This window comes from Streptomyces sp. NPDC059718 (genome assembly GCF_042733315.1).
GTDB lineage: Bacteria > Actinomycetota > Actinomycetes > Streptomycetales > Streptomycetaceae > Actinacidiphila.
The window spans coordinates 1-16,188 of sequence record NZ_JBHWGA010000002.1 but is presented as its reverse complement, the minus strand read 5'-3'; the positions used below and the strand labels follow the sequence as shown (position 1 = coordinate 16,188).

Sequence of the window (16,188 nt, the reverse complement as noted above, 5' to 3'; positions counted from 1 at the left end):
ACCGAGACCGTGCTCCCGTCAGGGCACGGTCCCCGCACGTGACCGACCCCGTGCTGAGGGAAGCGGCCCGGAAGACCGCGGCAGCGATCTGGGGCCCGGACGCACCCGCCGTGGACGAAGACCAGGACAACGAGGGCCGAGGAACGTCGAAGGGCCCCACCGCGACCGGTGGGGCCCTTCGACAACGTGCCCGGTGAGGCACTGGCGGAGGATACGAGATTCGAACTCGTGAGGGGTTGCCCCCAACACGCTTTCCAAGCGTGCGCCCTAGGCCTCTAGGCGAATCCTCCGCGGCAAACATTACTAGACCGGAGGGAGTGCTCGCGAACTCGTTCCCGGGTGATCCGATCAGGTAGGGTGGGCGTAGCCCCTCACGTGGCGCTATCTCGCTGAACTCCCCCAGGGCCGGAAGGCAGCAAGGGTAGGTGGGCTCTGGCGGGTGCGTGAGGGGTCTTTTGCTGCCCGCGGGCCTGTGGGAACGCGGCCCGGGGCGGCCGCGGGGCCGCCGGTGTGGGGGCCGTCACACGCGCGGGGCCCGGGTGTCGGTGGGGGCCGATATCGTCGTAGGCGTGTCCCTCGCTCTGTACCGCCGCTATCGTCCCGAGTCCTTCGCCGAGGTCATCGGGCAGGAGCACGTCACGGACCCGCTGCAGCAGGCGCTGCGGAACAACCGGGTCAATCACGCGTACCTGTTCAGCGGGCCGCGCGGCTGCGGCAAGACGACCAGCGCCCGCATCCTGGCGCGCTGTCTGAACTGCGAGAAGGGCCCGACGCCGACGCCGTGCGGGGAGTGCCAGTCGTGCCGCGACCTGGCCCGCAACGGCCCGGGGTCGATCGACGTGATCGAGATCGACGCGGCGTCGCACGGCGGCGTGGACGACGCCCGCGACCTGCGGGAGAAGGCCTTCTTCGGGCCGGCGAGCAGCCGCTACAAGATCTACATCATCGACGAGGCGCACATGGTCACCTCGGCGGGCTTCAACGCCCTGCTGAAGGTGGTCGAGGAGCCCCCGGAGCACCTGAAGTTCATCTTCGCGACCACGGAGCCCGAGAAGGTCATCGGCACCATCAGGTCGCGCACCCACCACTACCCGTTCCGGCTGGTGCCGCCCGGCACGCTGCGCGACTACCTGGCGGAGGTCTGCGAGCGGGAGGCGATCCCGGTCGAGGCCGGGGTGTACCCGCTGGTGGTCCGGTCCGGGGCCGGCTCGGTGCGTGACTCGATGTCCGTGATGGACCAGTTGCTCGCCGGTGCGGGCGAGGCCGGTGTGACGTACGCCATGGCGACCTCGCTGCTCGGCTACACCGACGCCGCGCTGCTGGACGACGTCGTGGACGCCTTCGCCGCCGGGGACGGCGCGGCGGCGTTCGAGCTCGTGGACCGCGTGATCGAGGGCGGGCACGACCCGCGGCGCTTCGTGGCCGACCTGCTGGAGCGGCTGCGGGACCTGGTGATCCTCGCGGCGGTGCCGGACGCGTTGGAGAAGGGGCTGATCGACGCCCCCGCCGACGTCGTGGAGCGGATGCGGGCCCAGGCCGGGGTGTTCGGGGCGGCGGAGCTCAGCCGTGCCGCGGACCTGGTCAACGGCGGGCTCACGGAGATGCGCGGGGCGACCTCGCCGCGTCTGCAGCTGGAGTTGATCTGCGCCCGCGTGCTGCTGCCGGCGGCCTACGACGACGAGCGGTCGCTGCAGGCCCGCCTGGACCGGCTGGAACGCCGCGCCTCCGCCGGTGGTTTCGCGGCCCACGCGGGCGGCCCGGCGGCCCCGGTCGTGGAGTTCGGCGAGCCGCTCCCGCCCGGCGGCGGCCCCGCCGCGGCGCGCGCGGCGATGGGCGGACCGGCCCGGCCCGCCGAAGCCGCACCCGCACCGGCACCCACACCGGCCCCGGCTCCAGCCGCCGCCCCCGAGCCCACGCCTGCGCCCGCCGCCCCGCCCGCGCAGCCCCCCGCCGCGCAGCGTCCCGGTGCCTGGCCGACCGCGGCCGCCCCCGGCGGCGGGCAGCGTCCCGGCGCCTGGCCCACCGCGGCGTCGGCCCCGGCCCCGGCGTCCGCCCCCGCGGCGCCGCCCGCGCAGGCTCCCGCTCCCGCACCGGCCGCGGCGGGCGCGCAGCCCATCGGCGACGCCTCACGGGTCCACCAGATGTGGCCGACCGTCCTCGAGGCGGTCAAGCGGCTGCGCAAGGTGACGTGGATACTGCTCGACCAGAACGCCCGGCTCGTCGGCTTCGACGGCTCGACCCTGCAGATCGGCTTCGACAACCCCGGTGCCCGCGACAGCTTCGCCAACCGCGGCCACGAGGAGGTGCTCAAGCAGGCGATCAGCGAGGCCCTGGGCGTCCAGTGGCGCATCGAGGCGATCGTCAGCCCGGGCGGCGGCCCCGGAGGCGGCGGCCCGGCCCCGGGGGGACCCGGCGGTGGCCCCGGCGGCTCCCGTCCCGCCCCCGCGTCCCCGGCACCGTCCGCGCAGCAGCAGCACCAGCAGCCGCAGCAACAACCCCACCAGCAGTCCCAGAGCCCGGCGCCGTCCCCGTCGCCGCCCGCCGCCGCGGCGGCCCGTGCCGCCGTCAACGCGGCGCCTGCGGCGTCCGCGTACCCGCCCGTCACCGACGAGCCCCCGCCCATCGAGTACGACATGCCCGAGGACGACGACCCGGACCTGGACGAGACGGCGCTCAGCGGCCACGACCTCATCGTGCGCGAGCTGGGTGCCACCGTGATCGAGGAGATCGCCAACGAGTAGCCGCGGCGCCCCCGTTCCCCTGTGCGGAACGGTACGGCGGGGGCGGAACGGGCGACGCGCGCCGCTCGTTCCCTCGTACGGGTAGCGCGAGCGGGCCCCCGAGCACGTAGGCTCGCCCTACCCGCACAACCGACGTCGTGAGGCAGGAGCGAGACCGTGATCCCCGGTGGTGGTCAGCCGAACATGCAGCAGCTGCTCAAGCAGGCACAGAAGATGCAGCAGGACCTCGCGGCGGCCCAGCAGGAGCTCGCCGAGACCGAGATCGAGGGTACGGCCGGCGGTGGCCTGGTGAAGGCGACCGTGACCGGAGCCGGTGAGCTGCGGGGTCTGGTCATCGACCCCAAGGCGGTCGATCCTGAGGACACGGAGACGCTGGCCGATCTGGTCGTCGCCGCCGTGCACAACGCGACCGCGAGCGCGCAGGAGCTGCAGCAGAGCAAGCTCGGCCCGCTCGCCCAGGGGCTCGGGGGCATCCCCGGCCTTCCTTTCTAGTTCCAGGCGACGAAGAGGGCACAGCGTGTACGAGGGCGTGGTTCAGGACCTGATCGACGAGTTGGGCAGGCTGCCCGGCGTGGGTCCCAAGAGCGCGCAGCGGATCGCCTTCCACATCCTGCAGGCGGATCCCGCCGACGTCCGACGGCTCGCGCACGCCCTCAGCGAGGTGAAGGCGAAGGTCCGGTTCTGCGCGGTCTGCGGCAACGTCGCCGAGGCCGACCAGTGCCGGGTCTGCCGTGATCCGCGCCGCGACCCGACCGTCATCTGCGTGGTCGAGGAACCCAAGGACGTGGTGGCGATCGAGCGGACCCGCGAGTTCCGCGGCCGCTACCACGTGCTCGGCGGCGCGATCAGTCCGATCGAGGGGGTCGGCCCGGACGACCTGCGCATACGGGAGCTGCTGGCGCGGCTCGCGGACGGCAGCGTCACCGAGCTGATCCTGGCCACCGACCCCAACCTCGAGGGGGAGGCGACGGCCACGTATCTCGCACGCATGGTCAAACCGATGGGACTGAAGGTCACCCGTCTCGCGAGCGGCCTGCCGGTCGGCGGCGACTTGGAGTACGCCGACGAGGTCACGCTCGGCCGGGCCTTTGAAGGAAGGCGGCTGCTTGATGTCTGACAACGCCCTGGACCCCGACGACTTCGCCTCCTCGATCTCGGACCAGATCGAGAGCTTCATCCTGTCGGTACGGGAGGTCGCCAAGGGCGACGACCCCGACAGCGCGGTGCCCTACCTGCTGCTGGAGGTCTCCCAGCTGCTGCTGGCCGGGGGCCGCCTCGGGGCGCACGAGGACATCGTCCCGGAGGAGCGCTACGAGCCCGACATCGGTCCGGAGCCCGACGCCGACGAGCTGCGCCAGCGGCTCGCGGTGCTGCTGGAGCCGATCGACGTCTACTCCGAGGTCTTCGACCCCTACGTGCCGCGCAGCACGCCGGTGGCCTGCCGGATCTCCGACGACCTCGCGGACGTGGTGACGGACCTCGCGCACGGCCTGGCGCACTTCCGCGAGGGCCGGGTCAGCGAGGCGCTGTGGTGGTGGCAGTTCTCCTACCTGTCCAACTGGGGGCCGACCGCCTCGGCCTCGCTGCGGGCCCTGCAGTCCCTGGTCGCCCATGTGCGGCTGGACAGCCCGCTGGACGCGCTGGACGGACTGGACACCGACCACGGCGCGGACGACGAGGAGAAGCTCGCCGCCGAGGCCGGCCGGGTCATGGCCGCCGAGATCGCCAAGCCGCTGGGGCTGCGCCCCAGCCGCTGAACCCCCACCGCGCCCGCCCCTGACCAGGGGCGGGCGCGTGTGCGTGGTCGCGTGTCCGAGGCGGCGACCCGGGGCCGTAGTGACCCGGAGCACGCCGCCCGGTGTGCATAGGTCGGCGTGTCGTTGGGCAGATGGCTCGCAGAGTGGGCCCGGCGTCTCAGCATGTGGTATTGAGGGGTCGGTCCCGGCCTGCTCGTTAGACTGAGCCGAACGCAGTACCGGATTTGAGGAGCGCACGTGGGCCTTGTCGTGCAGAAGTACGGCGGCTCCTCCGTTGCGGATGCCGAGGGCATCAAGCGCGTTGCCAAGCGGATCGTCGATGCCAAGAAGAGCGGCCACCAGGTGGTCGTCGTGGTCTCGGCGATGGGTGACACGACGGACGAGTTGATCGAGCTCGCCGAACAGGTATCTCCGATGCCTACCGGCCGCGAGTTCGACATGCTGCTGACCGCCGGAGAACGGATCTCCATGGCCCTGCTGGCGATGGCGATCAAAAACCTCGGACACGAGGCGCAGTCGTTCACCGGTAGCCAGGCGGGTGTCATCACCGACTCCGTCCACAACAAAGCGCGCATCATCGACGTCACGCCGGGCCGCATCCGCACCGCCCTCGACCAGGGCAACATCGCGATCGTGGCCGGCTTCCAGGGGGTGTCCCAGGACAGCAAGGACATCACGACGCTGGGCCGGGGCGGCTCCGACACCACCGCGGTGGCGCTGGCGGCGGCCCTGGACGCCGGGGTGTGCGAGATCTACACCGACGTCGACGGCGTGTTCACCGCCGACCCGCGCGTGGTGAAGAAGGCGCGGAAGATCGACTGGATCTCCTCCGAGGACATGCTGGAGCTCGCCAGCTCCGGCTCCAAGGTGCTGCTCCACCGCTGCGTGGAGTACGCCCGCCGTTACAACATCCCGATCCACGTCCGGTCGTCGTTCTCCGGCCTCCAGGGCACTTGGGTCAGCAATGAGCCGCGAGAGGACCAGACGGGCATGGAGCACGCGATCATCTCCGGTGTCGCGCACGACACATCCGAGGCCAAGGTGACGGTCGTCGGTGTGCCCGACAAGCCGGGCGAGGCGGCCGTGATCTTCCGGGCGATCGCGGACGCCGAGATCAACATCGACATGGTGGTGCAGAACGTGTCGGCCGCGGCCACCGGCCTGACCGACATCTCCTTCACCCTCCCCAAGGCCGACGGCCCGAGGGCGATCGAGGCCCTGAAGCGCGTCCAGGGCACCATCGGTTTCGAGACGCTCCGCTACGACGACCAGATCGCCAAGATCTCGCTGGTCGGCGCCGGCATGAAGACCAACCCCGGTGTCACGGCGCAGTTCTTCGAGGCGCTGTCCAACGCGGGCGTGAACATCGAGCTGATCTCCACCTCCGAGATCCGCATCTCGGTCGTCACCCGCGCCGACGACGTCAACGAGGCCGTACGCGCCGTGCACTCCGCGTTCGGCCTGGACAGCGAAACCGACGAAGCGGTCGTCTACGGAGGAACAGGCCGCTGAGCACCCCGATTTCGGTCGGGTGACCCAAATCTCTGGTCTGGACCGCTTGATCGGAAGCCTGTAGGCGCCAGACAATTTCAGCTCCCTGTGTGTCGCAACCGCGCGACGCGCAGGGAGCGTCTTTGTGTCAGCGCACTGCCCTACTGTGCTGCAGGCCGGGCGCGGCGCAACAGCGCCAGCAAAAGGGGCATTGGGGAAGAGTTGGTACGCATGCGCATATGTGCTACACCGTCAAAAACGGTGCCTCGGGCGTACAACCCTGACGGGGGGACGCGTGTCCAACAGGCGTGGCAGAGGCACTCGGCATCGAAGCACCCCTCGTGGGGCGGGGCAGCGCTCCGGCGCGTCCGCAGGTCCGGCGGCCGTCGCGCGCAGTCGGCGGCATCCCGGTGATCGCGCCCTGGCCTGTGGTGCAGGCACCCTCGGACCGCGACCGCGGCGACACTGACGCCGCGATGTCAGTCGGGACCACCGTCGACCACCTCACCGAGACCTACCGGGCCCACTACCGCTCGCTGCTCGGCCTCGCCGCACTCCTGCTGGACGACACCGCCTCCTGCGAGGACGTCGTCCAGGAGGCCTTCATCCGTGTCCACTCGGCCCGCAAGCGGGTCCGCGAACCCGAGAAGACCCTCGCCTACCTCCGGCAGACCGTCGTCAACCTCTCCCGCTCCGCGCTGCGCCGCCGCATCATGGGCATGCGGCTGCTGTCCAAGCCCATGCCCGACATGGCGAGCGCCGAGGAGGGGGCGTACGAGGCGCTGGAGCGCGACGAGCTGAAGGCGGCCCTGCGCAAGCTGCAGCGCCGGCAGCGCGAGGTCCTCGTCATGCGCTACTTCGCCGACATGACCGAAGCCCAAGTAGCCGAGACCCTCGGCATTTCCCTAGGCTCGGTGAAGGCGTACGGCTCGCGTGGTCTCGCGGCGCTCCGCGTCGCGATGGAGGCCCCGGCATGACCAACCCGAACCCACCCGGCGGTATGGAACCCGAGAACGACATCGGCGGCGGCAGCCCCGAAGAGCGGCTGAACCCCGACGAACTGGCGCTGCGCCGGCTCATGCGCGACGCCGTGAGCGACATCCAGCCGGGCCAGGAGGCGCTGGAGCACCTGCGCCGCGCGGTCCCCGCCCGGCGGGCGCACCGTCGGCAGTTGCTGGCCGGCAGCGCGGCCGCATGCCTGCTGGCGCTGGTCGCGGTCCCCGCCGCCCTCCACGCGGCGGACCTCTCCGGATCCGCCAAGGCCGACACCGCCAACGCCTCCAGCGCCCAGGACACCGGTGGCACCGACGGCGACGCGAACGGTCCGGCCGCGGGCGCCGGCACGCCCACCCCGTCCGACGGCGACGGCCGTTCCGACGAGGACCCCACGCGCACCGGCGGCTCCCACGGGCACGTCACCCCCGGGGCCTCGGACTCCGCGGACCCCTCCGACACGCTCGCGGCCAACGCCCCGCTGTGCACCACCGGCGACCTCGGCAACGCCTCCGGCTACGCCGGCGCCGCCGACGGCTCGGGCCGGGTCAACGGCTGGTTCCAGGTGGCGAACACCTCGAAGGGCTCGTGCACCGTCGACGGCGGCGGTTCGGTCAGCGTCTCCTCCACCCAGGGCGCGGCCGACTCCGCCCGCATCAGTGTCGTCGACCACACCCCGAACGACGGCACCACACTGCCCGACTCCCTCGGCACGGCGCTGATCCTCAAGTCCGGGCAGAGCTACCGGGTCGAGTTCACCTGGGTCCCGGCCGCCGGCGGCGACTCGGGCGGCTGCACACCCCCGGTCACGCCGACGCCCACCGCGACCGCCACCGACACCCCGTCCGGCGAGGCGTCCGCGCCCCCGGCGGGTATGGACGGCCCCGGCCAGGGCGGCCCGGCGGGCAGCATCGTGCTGAGCCACACGCCCGAGGCCGGAGCGCCCGTCGTCATGGCGACGATCGGCGGTGCCTGCGCCGGGACGGTCTACAAGACCGGCGCCATTGCCGCACAGTAGCGGGGGGCGGTTCCCGGGGACGCCCGGGCGCCCCGTACCGTTGACGGCGTGTACCGGTTCCTGCTGTCCCCCCGCTGGCTGGGCGGGCACCTCTTCATGGTGTGCGCCGTGGTCCTCTGCACGTTCATGGGCAGCTGGCAGCTGAGCCGGTTCGAGGCCCGCGTCGACAGCCACCGCGCCGCCCAGGACAAGCCCGCGGCCACCGCCCGGGACGCGGCGCCGCTGGAGCGCCTGCTGCCGCGGGCGACCTCCGCGCTCACCACCGAGACGGCCGGCCGCACGGTACGGGCCACCGGCCGCTACGACACGGCGCACCAGTTCCTCGTGCCCGGCCGTGAGGTCGACGGACGCACCGGCTACTACGTGCTCACCCCGCTGCTGACCGGCGACGGTGCCGCCGCCCTGCCCGTCGTCCGCGGCTGGCTGCCCGGCGACGCGGACCGCGCGTCCGCCGCCGACGTGCCCGCACCGCCCGCCGGGGAGGTCACCGTCACCGGGGCCCTGCAGGCCCCCGAGAGCGCCGACAGCGACGGCGCGATCGGCCGCGGCGGCCTCGCCGAGGGACAGCTGGGGATCATCAGCGCGGCGTCCCTGGTCAACCTCGTCCCGTACCAGGTGTACGGCGCCTGGATCACCCAGACCGAGGCCGTCCGCTCGCCCCTGCGGGCCGTCCCGCCGGTCGCGCCGAGCGGCACCGGCCTGGACCTGAAGGCCTTCCAGAACCTCGGCTACACCGGCGAGTGGTTCGTCTTCGCGGGCTTCGTGGTCTTCATGTGGTTCCGGCTCGTCCGGCGGGAGGCCGAGACCCGGCGCGACGCCGAGCTCGGCCTCACCGGGGAGGAGGGGCCGGCCGCGGCCTCAGCCGCCGAGGTGGCGCCGGACGAAGTCCAGCTCCAGTCGTAGCTGCTTGATCCGCTCGTCGACGACGAGCGAGCCGTGCCCGGCGTCGTAGCGGTAGACCTCGTGCGCCTTGCCCAGGCCCGCCAGCCGCTCGACGTAGTTGTCGATCTGCCGGATCGGGCAGCGCGGGTCGTTGAGGCCCGCCGAGACGTAGACCGGGGCCTTGACCCGCGCCACGTACGTGATCGGCGAGGACGCCTCGTAGCGGTCCGGGACCTCCTCGGGGGAACCGCCGAACAGGGTGCGGTCCAGCGCCTTCAGCGCCTCCATCTCGTCGCCGTACGCCGTCACGTAGTCCGCGACCGGCACCGCCGCCAGGCCCACCGTCCACAGCTCGGGCTGGGTGCCCAGCCCCAGCAGCGTCAGGAAGCCGCCCCAGGAGCCGCCGGAGAGCACCAGCCGGGCCGGGTCGGCGAAGCCCGACTCCACCGCCCACGTCCGGACCGCCGCGATGTCCTCCAGCTCGATCAGGCCGACGCGGTGCTTGAGCGCGTCCGTCCACTCCCGGCCGTAGCCCGTGGAACCGCGGTAGTTGACCCGCACCACCGCGTAGCCGTGGTCCAGCCAGGCCGCCGGGCCGGCCGCGAAGGCGTCCGAGTCGTGCCAGGTGGGCCCGCCGTGGATCTCGAACACCGTCGGGTACGGGCCCTCGCCCCGCGCGGGCCGCTGGACGAGCGCGTGCACCGGGCCGCCGGGCCCGTCCACCCACACGTCCTCCACCGGCAGCGAGCCCGGGGCCCGCTCGCCCGGCGCCTCCAGCACCACGGCGCCGGTCGTCGACCGCACCTCGGAGGGCGCGGCCGCCGACGACCACAGGAACTCCACCGTGCCGTCGGGGCGGGCCGTCGCGCCGCTCACCGAGCCCGCCGGGGTGTCCAGCCGGGTCAGCTCCCCGTCCGCCAGCCCGTAGCGGTAGATCTCGCTGCGGGCCCGGTAGGAGTGCACCACCAACAGCGCGGTGCCGTCCGGGTACCACTCCGCCGCGACGTCACCGGGCAGGTCGATCGCCAGGGCGGTCTCCGTGCCCGCCGCGACGTCCCAGACCATCGGCTCCCAGCGGCCGCGCCGCTGGTGCGCCACCAGCAGCCGGGCGTCGCCGGCCACGGGGGCGAACCCCAGGCACTCCAGGCCCAGTTCCTTCGTGCCGCCCTCGCTGTCGTCCAGCTCCGCGACCGTAGTGCCGTCCGTCGTGACGACCCGCAGCGCCGAGTGCATCGCGTCGCCGTGCTCGGTGTGCTCGACGACGACCAGCGTGCCGTCCTCCGACAGCGCGCCCACCCCGCCCGACTCCTCGTGCCGGTAGATCTCCACCGGCTCCGCCCCGGGACGCACGACGTGGATCGTCGTGCCCTCCTCGTCGGTGGAGCGGCCGACCACCGACAGCCCGCCCCGGCCCAGCGCCAGCCCCGCGGGGTACGAGGGCTCCAGGCCGGGCGCGGCCGGCTCGTCCGGGCCGCCCGCGAAGGGCTGCCGCATCCAGACCCCGAACTCGTCCCCGTCGGTGTCCGCGAACCACCACACCCACGCGCCGTCCGGCGTCAGCGTCCCGTCCGACGTGCCGTTCGGCCGGTCGGTGACCTGCCGCTGCGCCCCGGTCGTCCGGTCCCACGCGTACAGCTCGTAGGTACCCGTCGCATTCGACACGAACAGGCTGCGGTGGGGGGCGTCCTCCGCCCACTCCGGCAGTCCGACGCGTGGCGCCCGGAAGCGCTTCTCCCAATCCGGCATACCAGCCATGACGTCGCTCATGCCACCATCAAACCCGATCGCGCCCCGCAGCGGACCGTGGCCGTCGTCACCCGCTGCGATCACACCCCGGAACGACGATCAGCGCCGTCCCCCGCCCCAGGTCCACCCGCGACCGCGGGGGCGCCCCGTCGCCCTCCTCGTCGCGCAGCATCAGCGTCGCCCGGCGCTCGTCCAACTCGCTCCGCTTGCCCGGCGAGAAGCTCGCGTGCAGCTGCTCGAAACCGGTCGCGGAGACCTGCCCGCTCCGTCCGCCCCACCGGCCCGCCCGCAGCACCTGGTCGACGAAGGCCACCCCGATCAGCAGGATCACCAGGCCCGGCAGCGTCATGAAGACCACGAACTCGACACCCATGGCCCCACCTTCGCACGGCGGCGGCGCACCGGCGACGGTCCGGGCGGGACCCGGCTACCCTCGCGCCATGACCGACACCCAACAGCCCCTCGTCCCGCCGGACTTCGTCGTCCCGGACCCGCCCGCCACCGACCGCTTCCGCCTGGAACCCCTCGGCCCGCAGCACAACGCCGCCGACCACGCCGCCTGGACGTCCGGCATCGACCACATCCGCGCCACCCCCGGCTTCGAGGGCCGCTCCTGGCCGCCGCCGGACGGGATGAGCCTCGAAGCCAACCTGGAGGACCTGCGCAAGCACGCGGAGGACTTCGAGCGGCGCACCGGCTTCACCTACACCGTCCTGTCCGTCCCCGGCGGCGACGTCATCGGCTGCGTGTACGTCTACGGCTCCCGCACCGAGCCCGGCGTCATCGACGTCCGCTCCTGGGTCAGCGCCCCCCACGCCGCCCTGGACGCCGCACTCCACCGCGTCGTCAGCGACTGGCTGGCCCGCGCCTGGCCCTTCGAGCGCATCGCCTACGCGCCCCGCTGAACCCCCGTCCGGGCACCCCGGAGGTTCACGCGTTCGGCCCACTCGGGCCGCCGCCACGCACGACGTGTGATGGGGTGGTGACGCAGCGGAGCGCGGGGGGCGCGTCCGAGCGCTCCGCGACACGACCGGACCCTGACCCCCGGGCCGGCCCGGGCGCCGCGTCCTGCGGTCCCCCGTCACACGGGCGTACGAGGAAGGCGCGGCGATGATCGCTGTACGGGACACCGACGGGATACCCCGGCGCAGGCTGCGCGGCGCGCTCGCGGTGCTGAGCACCTGCGGGCTCCTGCTGACCGCTGCCTGCGCCACCGCCGGCCCGCTGCAGCTGTCCCCCGACGCCGGCCGGGCGGCCGCGGACCCCGCGGCGGGCGTACCCCCGGAGCTGCGGAGCTACTACGAGCAGCACCTCGACTGGGAAGCCTGCCAGGACGTGCCCGGCTTCCAGTGCGCCACCGTGACGGTGCCCCTGGACTACGCCCGCCCGGAAGCGGGCGACATCACCCTGACCGCCGCCCGCGTGCGGGCCACCGGCGACGCCGGCGCCCGCGTCGGCTCGCTCCAGATCAACCCCGGCGGCCCCGGCGAGTCCGCCGTCGACTACCTGGTCGCCGCCGCCGGCACCTTCTCCCCGGCCACGCGCTCCGCGTACGACCTGGTCGCCGTCGACCCGCGCGGCGTGCAGTACAGCACCCCCGTGGACTGCGCCACCGACAGCCCGGCCACCCCCATGGGCTTCGGCCTGCGGCTGTCCGGCGACGCGGCCGAGATCACCGACTCCTACGAGGCGTTCGAGGAACTCGCCGACGCCTGCGAGGAGCACGCCGGGGAACTGCTGCCCCACCTCGGCACCCCCGACGCGGCACGCGACATGGACGTCGTGCGCGCCCTCCTCGGCGACGAGCGCCTGCACTACCTCGGCTACTCCTACGGCACCTACCTCGGCGCGACCTACGCCGAGCTGTTCCCCTCGCGGGTCGGCCGCATGGTCCTCGACGGCGCCGTCGACCCCGCTATCGACGGCTACCGCGAGAACCTGGACAGCACCGCCGGGTACCAGCTGGCCTGGGACTCCTTCGCCGCCGACTGCGCCGCCCGCCCCGACTGCCCGGTGGGCCACTCCGTCGCGGAGGCCGGCCGCGTCCTCGACGGCCTGCGGGACAAGCTGGACGCCGGCCCGCTGCGCCAGGGCAAGGACATCACCATCACCGGCGAGGACCTCCTCACCGCGGTCATCACGGCCCTGCGCGAGGCCTCCTGGGAGGAACTGCGCACCATGCTGCGCCAGATCCTGGCCGGCGACACCACCGAACTGCAGCAGTTCGCCGGCACGGACGAAGGCGACTCCGGCAACGCCGCGGACGCCCTCCTCGCCGTCGACTGCCTCAGCTCCACCCTCGGCGCCCGCTTCTCCGAGGCCCAGGCCCAGGCCGCACTGCCCGCCTTCCTGCACGCCTCACCCCAGTTCGGCACCTCACTGGCCACGTTCCTGGTGCTGTGCACCCACTGGCCCGTCCCGGCGACCCAGACCCCGCACGCCATCGCCGCCCCCGGCGCCGCCCCCATCCTCGTCGTCGGCACCACCCGCGACCCCGCCACCCCGTACCCCTGGGCCCAGTCCCTCGCCCGTCAACTCGACTCCGGCCACCTCCTCACCTACGACGGCGACGGCCACACCGCCTACCACCGCGGCAGCCCCTGCATCGACGACGCCGTCGACCTCTACCTGACCCACGGCGAACTCCCCGCCCCAGGCACGATCTGCGGCTGACCCGTGCGCCGCGCGTCCAGGCCTTGGCCGCGGGCCCGCGTCGGGTCGGACTCGTCCCCGTGCAGGAAGCGCTGATCACGGACGGCCTCGGGGCGGCCGGCAGGCGGTGGGGTGGCCATCCCTATTGGTATTGAATGATACGATCGCGATCGTAACAATAGGTGGAGCTGACGCGATGGGTGTGGCCCGTTCCTTCCTCTCGTGCAGCACCGAGAGGACGGGAGCAGTCATGAAGATCGCAGTTGCCGGCGGTACCGGGGTGGCCGGACGTTTCGTGGTGGAGGCCGTGCGGGCCCGCGGACACGAGCCCGTGGTGCTGTCACGCGGACAGGGTGTCGACCTGGTGAGCGGGTCGGGGCTGGACACGGCGCTGACCGGGGCCGACGCGGTGATTGACGTCAGCAACGTGACCACGAACCGCAAGTCGGTGGCCGTCGGCTTCTTCGAGAAGGCGGGACGGAACCTCATCGGTGCGGCCGAGCGTGCCGGGGTCCGGCACCTCGTGACGCCGTCGATCGTGGGGGTCGACCGGGTCGGGCACCCGTACTACACGGGCAAGTTGCGCCAGGAGGAGATCATCCGGGGCGGGCCGGTGCCATGGACCATCATGCGGGCGACGCAGTTCTACGAGTTCGTGGGTCAGGCGCTGAGCGGTGTCCCCGGACCGATCGCGCTGGTGCCGACGGCGCCGGTCCAGCCCATCGCCGTACGGGAAGTGGCCGAAGCCCTCGTCGACCTCGCCCTCGAACCGCCGAAGGGGATGGCCCCGGAGCTCGCGGGCCCGCAGGTCGAGTCCCTGGTCGACCTGGCCCGGCGCCTCATCGCCGCGGGCGGCGCGCGCCGCCGTCCGGTCGTGCCCCTGTACTTCCCCGGCGGGATGCGCAGCGGTGGCCTGCTGCCGACCGGCCCCGGCCCCCGCGGCACCCAGACGTTCGCCGAGTGGCTCAGCGCGCAGAGCACAGTGAAGCCCTCATGACCGACCCCGGCTCCGACCGGGACTGCGAGCGATGGTCAGGCGGATAGTCACATGACACGAGTCAGGGCTCCCGGGAAATTTCCTGGGAGCCCTGATCTGCATCTACGAAGTCGGGGTGGCGGGATTTGAACCCACGGCCTCTTCGTCCCGAACGAAGCGCGCTACCAAGCTGCGCCACACCCCGGTGTCGCGTCGTGGCCTCGGGCCCGGCGCGACGAGGATTACTCTAGCGGACCTCCCGCTGGAGACGAAATCCGGTTTTCGCCGGCGGCTCAGGCGCCCGGCGTCAGGGTGAGCAGGGTGGCCTCGGGCGGGCAGGCGAAGCGGACCGGGGTGTAGCGGTTGGTGCCGCAGCCTGCGGAGACGTGCAGGTAGGAGCGGTGGCCGGTGGCCTCGTGGGTGGACAGGCCCTTGACCCGGTCCGCGTCGATGTCGCAGTTGGTGACGAGGGCGCCGTAGAAGGGGATGCACAGCTGTCCGCCGTGCGTGTGCCCGGCGAGGATCAGCGGGTAGCGGTCGGCCGTGAAGGAGTCGAGCACGCGCAGGTACGGGGCGTGGACGACCGCGAGCGAGAGGTCGGCGTCCGCGTCGGGGCCGCCGGCGATGGCGGCGTAGCGGTCGCGGCGGATGTGGGGGTCGTCGAGGCCCGCGAAGGCGATCTCGATGCCGTCGTCGAGCTTGAGGCGGCCGCGGGTGTTGTTGACCCCGACCCAGCCGGCCACGTCGAAGGCGTCGCGGATCTCCTCCCAGGGGTTGCGGATGACGCCGATGGCGGGGTTGTTCTGGCCGTTGAGGCCGTGCGTGCCCCGGAGGCGCTCGGCGAGGTAGCGGGCGGGGTTGCGCGGGGTGGGGCCGTAGTAGTCGTTGGAGCCGAAGACGTACGCCCCGGGGAGGTCGAGCAGCGGCCCGAGGGCGTCCAGCAGCTCGGGGACGCCCTGGGGGTCGGAGAGGTTGTCGCCGGTGTTCACGACGAAGTCGGGGCGGAGCCCGGCCAGCGACTGCAGCCAGCGGCGCTTCTTGTTCTGACCGCGGACCATGTGGATGTCGGAGACCTGCAGGACGCGGATCGGCCGCATCCCGGCCGGCAGCACCGGCACCGCCACCCTGCGCAGCCGGAACGACCGCGCCTCGATTCCGGCCGCGTAGGCCACGCAGGCCGCACCGGCAGCTGTGATGCCCAGGGGTACTCCGTATCGCGCGCGCATGCCCTCCATGGTGGCAGACGGCACGTCAGGGATAAATTTCCGGTCCTCCCGGCGGTGACCTGGCAGACTCGACGCCATGACCACCACGCTCAAGAAGCGTCTGCACGACGACCTCACGGCTGCCATCAAGGGGCGGGACGAGCTGACCTCGTCCACCCTCCGTCTCACCCTCACCGCGATCACCAAGGAGGAGGTCGCGGGCAAGCAGGCGCGCGAGCTCTCCGACGACGAGGTGCTGAAGGTGATCGCCCGCGAGGCGAAGAAGCGCCGGGAGGCCGCCGACGCCTTCGAGCAGGGCGGCCGCAAGGAGGCCGCGGAGCGTGAGCTGGCCGAGCGCGAGGTGCTGGACGCCTACCTGCCCAAGCAGCTGGACGACGCGGAGCTGGCCGGCATCGTCGCCGCGGCGATCGAGGAGTCGGGGGCCGAGGGGCCGAAGGCGATCGGCGCGGTCATGAAGATCGTGAACCCGAAGGTCGCCGGCCTGGCCGAGGGCGGCCGGGTCGCCGCCGAGGTGCGCAAGCAGCTCGCGGGCGGCTGACGGCGGCCGACGCCACGGACGGCGGCGTGGCCCGCCGGGCCCCGTCCACCGCAACGCCGAAGGGGCGCCGGGACCGATCGGTCCCGGCGCCCCGTCGCCGGCACCTCGTGGACCCCCGGGTAACACCCCGGCCCGTGCCGCCCCGGCAGGGGGTTGCCGAGCCCCGAC

Annotated in this window: 15 protein-coding genes, 2 tRNA genes and 1 other RNA gene; 13 read left to right on the top strand and 5 right to left on the bottom strand. The window is 73.0% G+C overall.

Annotated elements, in window-relative coordinates; translation table 11 throughout:
• Window positions 1-202: 202 nt before the first annotated feature.
• Window positions 203-290 (bottom strand) — tRNA-Ser (locus ACFV3E_RS02500).
• Window positions 291-362: 72 nt separating this feature from the next.
• Between ACFV3E_RS02500 and ffs the strand changes: the two genes are divergently transcribed.
• The 9 genes from ffs to ACFV3E_RS02455 all read left to right on the top strand — a co-directional run bounded on the left by ffs (window position 363) and on the right by ACFV3E_RS02455 (window position 8,903).
• Window positions 363-459: signal recognition particle sRNA small type (gene ffs / locus ACFV3E_RS02495), an RNA gene on the top strand.
• Window positions 460-569: 110 nt separating this feature from the next.
• Window positions 570-2,741, top strand: a complete 2,172-nt coding sequence (locus ACFV3E_RS02490; RefSeq protein ID WP_500533005.1) for a DNA polymerase III subunit gamma and tau — start codon at window positions 570-572, stop codon at window positions 2,739-2,741.
• Between the two features lie 156 nt (window positions 2,742-2,897).
• A complete protein-coding gene (locus tag ACFV3E_RS02485) occupies window positions 2,898-3,233 on the top strand; it encodes a YbaB/EbfC family nucleoid-associated protein (protein ID WP_431958833.1) in 336 nt (111 codons plus the stop codon).
• Between the two features lie 25 nt (window positions 3,234-3,258).
• Window positions 3,259-3,858 (top strand): recombination mediator RecR, encoded by a 600-nt coding sequence (recR, locus tag ACFV3E_RS02480; RefSeq protein ID WP_089225298.1) that lies wholly within the window; start codon window positions 3,259-3,261, stop codon window positions 3,856-3,858.
• Complete coding sequence (locus ACFV3E_RS02475) at window positions 3,851-4,498, top strand: DUF5063 domain-containing protein (protein WP_499513035.1); 648 nt, start codon at window positions 3,851-3,853, stop codon at window positions 4,496-4,498. The genes recR and ACFV3E_RS02475 overlap by 8 nt, the downstream gene beginning before the upstream one ends.
• Window positions 4,499-4,735: 237 nt before the next feature.
• Window positions 4,736-6,010, top strand: coding sequence for an aspartate kinase (locus ACFV3E_RS02470; protein WP_499513036.1), 1,275 nt, complete (start codon window positions 4,736-4,738; stop codon window positions 6,008-6,010).
• Between the two features lie 287 nt (window positions 6,011-6,297).
• Window positions 6,298-6,966: a SigE family RNA polymerase sigma factor gene (locus tag ACFV3E_RS02465; RefSeq protein WP_500533004.1), complete on the top strand. Its 669-nt coding sequence runs from the start codon at window positions 6,298-6,300 to the stop codon at window positions 6,964-6,966.
• On the top strand, window positions 6,963-8,000 hold the full coding sequence (locus ACFV3E_RS02460; RefSeq protein ID WP_500533003.1) for a hypothetical protein: 1,038 nt from the start codon (window positions 6,963-6,965) through the stop codon (window positions 7,998-8,000). The genes ACFV3E_RS02465 and ACFV3E_RS02460 overlap by 4 nt, the downstream gene beginning before the upstream one ends.
• Before the next feature lie 48 nt (window positions 8,001-8,048).
• Entirely contained in the window at window positions 8,049-8,903 is an 855-nt protein-coding gene (locus ACFV3E_RS02455; protein WP_500533002.1) for an SURF1 family protein, read from the top strand.
• On the opposite strand, the gene ACFV3E_RS02450 is transcribed toward ACFV3E_RS02455, so the two are convergent.
• Window positions 8,859-10,649 carry a S9 family peptidase gene (locus ACFV3E_RS02450; protein ID WP_500367753.1) on the bottom strand — a complete coding sequence of 597 codons (1,791 nt, stop codon included), beginning with the start codon at window positions 10,647-10,649 and terminating at the stop codon, window positions 8,859-8,861. The genes ACFV3E_RS02455 and ACFV3E_RS02450 overlap by 45 nt on opposite strands.
• 46 nt (window positions 10,650-10,695) lie before the next feature.
• A complete protein-coding gene (locus ACFV3E_RS02445) occupies window positions 10,696-11,001 on the bottom strand; it encodes a DUF6191 domain-containing protein (protein ID WP_500367751.1) in 306 nt (101 codons plus the stop codon).
• Window positions 11,002-11,068: 67 nt separating this feature from the next.
• Here ACFV3E_RS02445 and ACFV3E_RS02440 point away from each other — a divergent pair, with 67 nt between their 5' ends.
• The 3 genes from ACFV3E_RS02440 to ACFV3E_RS02430 all read left to right on the top strand — a co-directional run bounded on the left by ACFV3E_RS02440 (window position 11,069) and on the right by ACFV3E_RS02430 (window position 14,277).
• Window positions 11,069-11,533 carry a GNAT family N-acetyltransferase gene (locus ACFV3E_RS02440; RefSeq protein ID WP_500533001.1) on the top strand — a complete coding sequence of 155 codons (465 nt, stop codon included), beginning with the start codon at window positions 11,069-11,071 and terminating at the stop codon, window positions 11,531-11,533.
• Window positions 11,534-11,738: 205 nt separating this feature from the next.
• Window positions 11,739-13,301 (top strand): alpha/beta hydrolase, encoded by a 1,563-nt coding sequence (locus ACFV3E_RS02435; RefSeq protein ID WP_500533000.1) that lies wholly within the window; start codon window positions 11,739-11,741, stop codon window positions 13,299-13,301.
• A 229-nt stretch (window positions 13,302-13,530) separates the two neighbouring features.
• Window positions 13,531-14,277 (top strand): SDR family oxidoreductase, encoded by a 747-nt coding sequence (locus tag ACFV3E_RS02430; RefSeq protein WP_500532999.1) that lies wholly within the window; start codon window positions 13,531-13,533, stop codon window positions 14,275-14,277.
• A 110-nt stretch (window positions 14,278-14,387) separates the two neighbouring features.
• Here ACFV3E_RS02430 and ACFV3E_RS02425 read toward each other — a convergent pair.
• Window positions 14,388-14,461: transfer RNA gene (locus ACFV3E_RS02425), tRNA-Pro, on the bottom strand.
• Between the two features lie 88 nt (window positions 14,462-14,549).
• On the bottom strand, window positions 14,550-15,482 hold the full coding sequence (locus ACFV3E_RS02420) for a metallophosphoesterase (RefSeq protein WP_500532998.1): 933 nt from the start codon (window positions 15,480-15,482) through the stop codon (window positions 14,550-14,552).
• Between the two features lie 76 nt (window positions 15,483-15,558).
• Between ACFV3E_RS02420 and ACFV3E_RS02415 the strand changes: the two genes are divergently transcribed.
• On the top strand, window positions 15,559-16,020 hold the full coding sequence (locus ACFV3E_RS02415; protein ID WP_500532997.1) for a GatB/YqeY domain-containing protein: 462 nt from the start codon (window positions 15,559-15,561) through the stop codon (window positions 16,018-16,020).
• Window positions 16,021-16,188 lie beyond the last annotated feature (168 nt).

Coding starts and splice junctions, on each gene's coding strand:
- ACFV3E_RS02450 (WP_500367753.1), bottom strand. CDS start 10,649: ATGAGCGACGTCATGGCTGGTATGCCGGATTGGGAGAAGCGCTTCCGG.
- ACFV3E_RS02420 (WP_500532998.1), bottom strand. CDS start 15,482: ATGCGCGCGCGATACGGAGTACCCCTGGGCATCACAGCTGCCGGTGCG.
- ACFV3E_RS02430 (WP_500532999.1), top strand. CDS start 13,531: ATGAAGATCGCAGTTGCCGGCGGTACCGGGGTGGCCGGACGTTTCGTG.
- ACFV3E_RS02435 (WP_500533000.1), top strand. CDS start 11,739: ATGATCGCTGTACGGGACACCGACGGGATACCCCGGCGCAGGCTGCGC.
- ACFV3E_RS02440 (WP_500533001.1), top strand. CDS start 11,069: ATGACCGACACCCAACAGCCCCTCGTCCCGCCGGACTTCGTCGTCCCG.
- ACFV3E_RS02415 (WP_500532997.1), top strand. CDS start 15,559: ATGACCACCACGCTCAAGAAGCGTCTGCACGACGACCTCACGGCTGCC.
- ACFV3E_RS02475 (WP_499513035.1), top strand. CDS start 3,851: ATGTCTGACAACGCCCTGGACCCCGACGACTTCGCCTCCTCGATCTCG.
- ACFV3E_RS02460 (WP_500533003.1), top strand. CDS start 6,963: ATGACCAACCCGAACCCACCCGGCGGTATGGAACCCGAGAACGACATC.
- ACFV3E_RS02445 (WP_500367751.1), bottom strand. CDS start 11,001: ATGGGTGTCGAGTTCGTGGTCTTCATGACGCTGCCGGGCCTGGTGATC.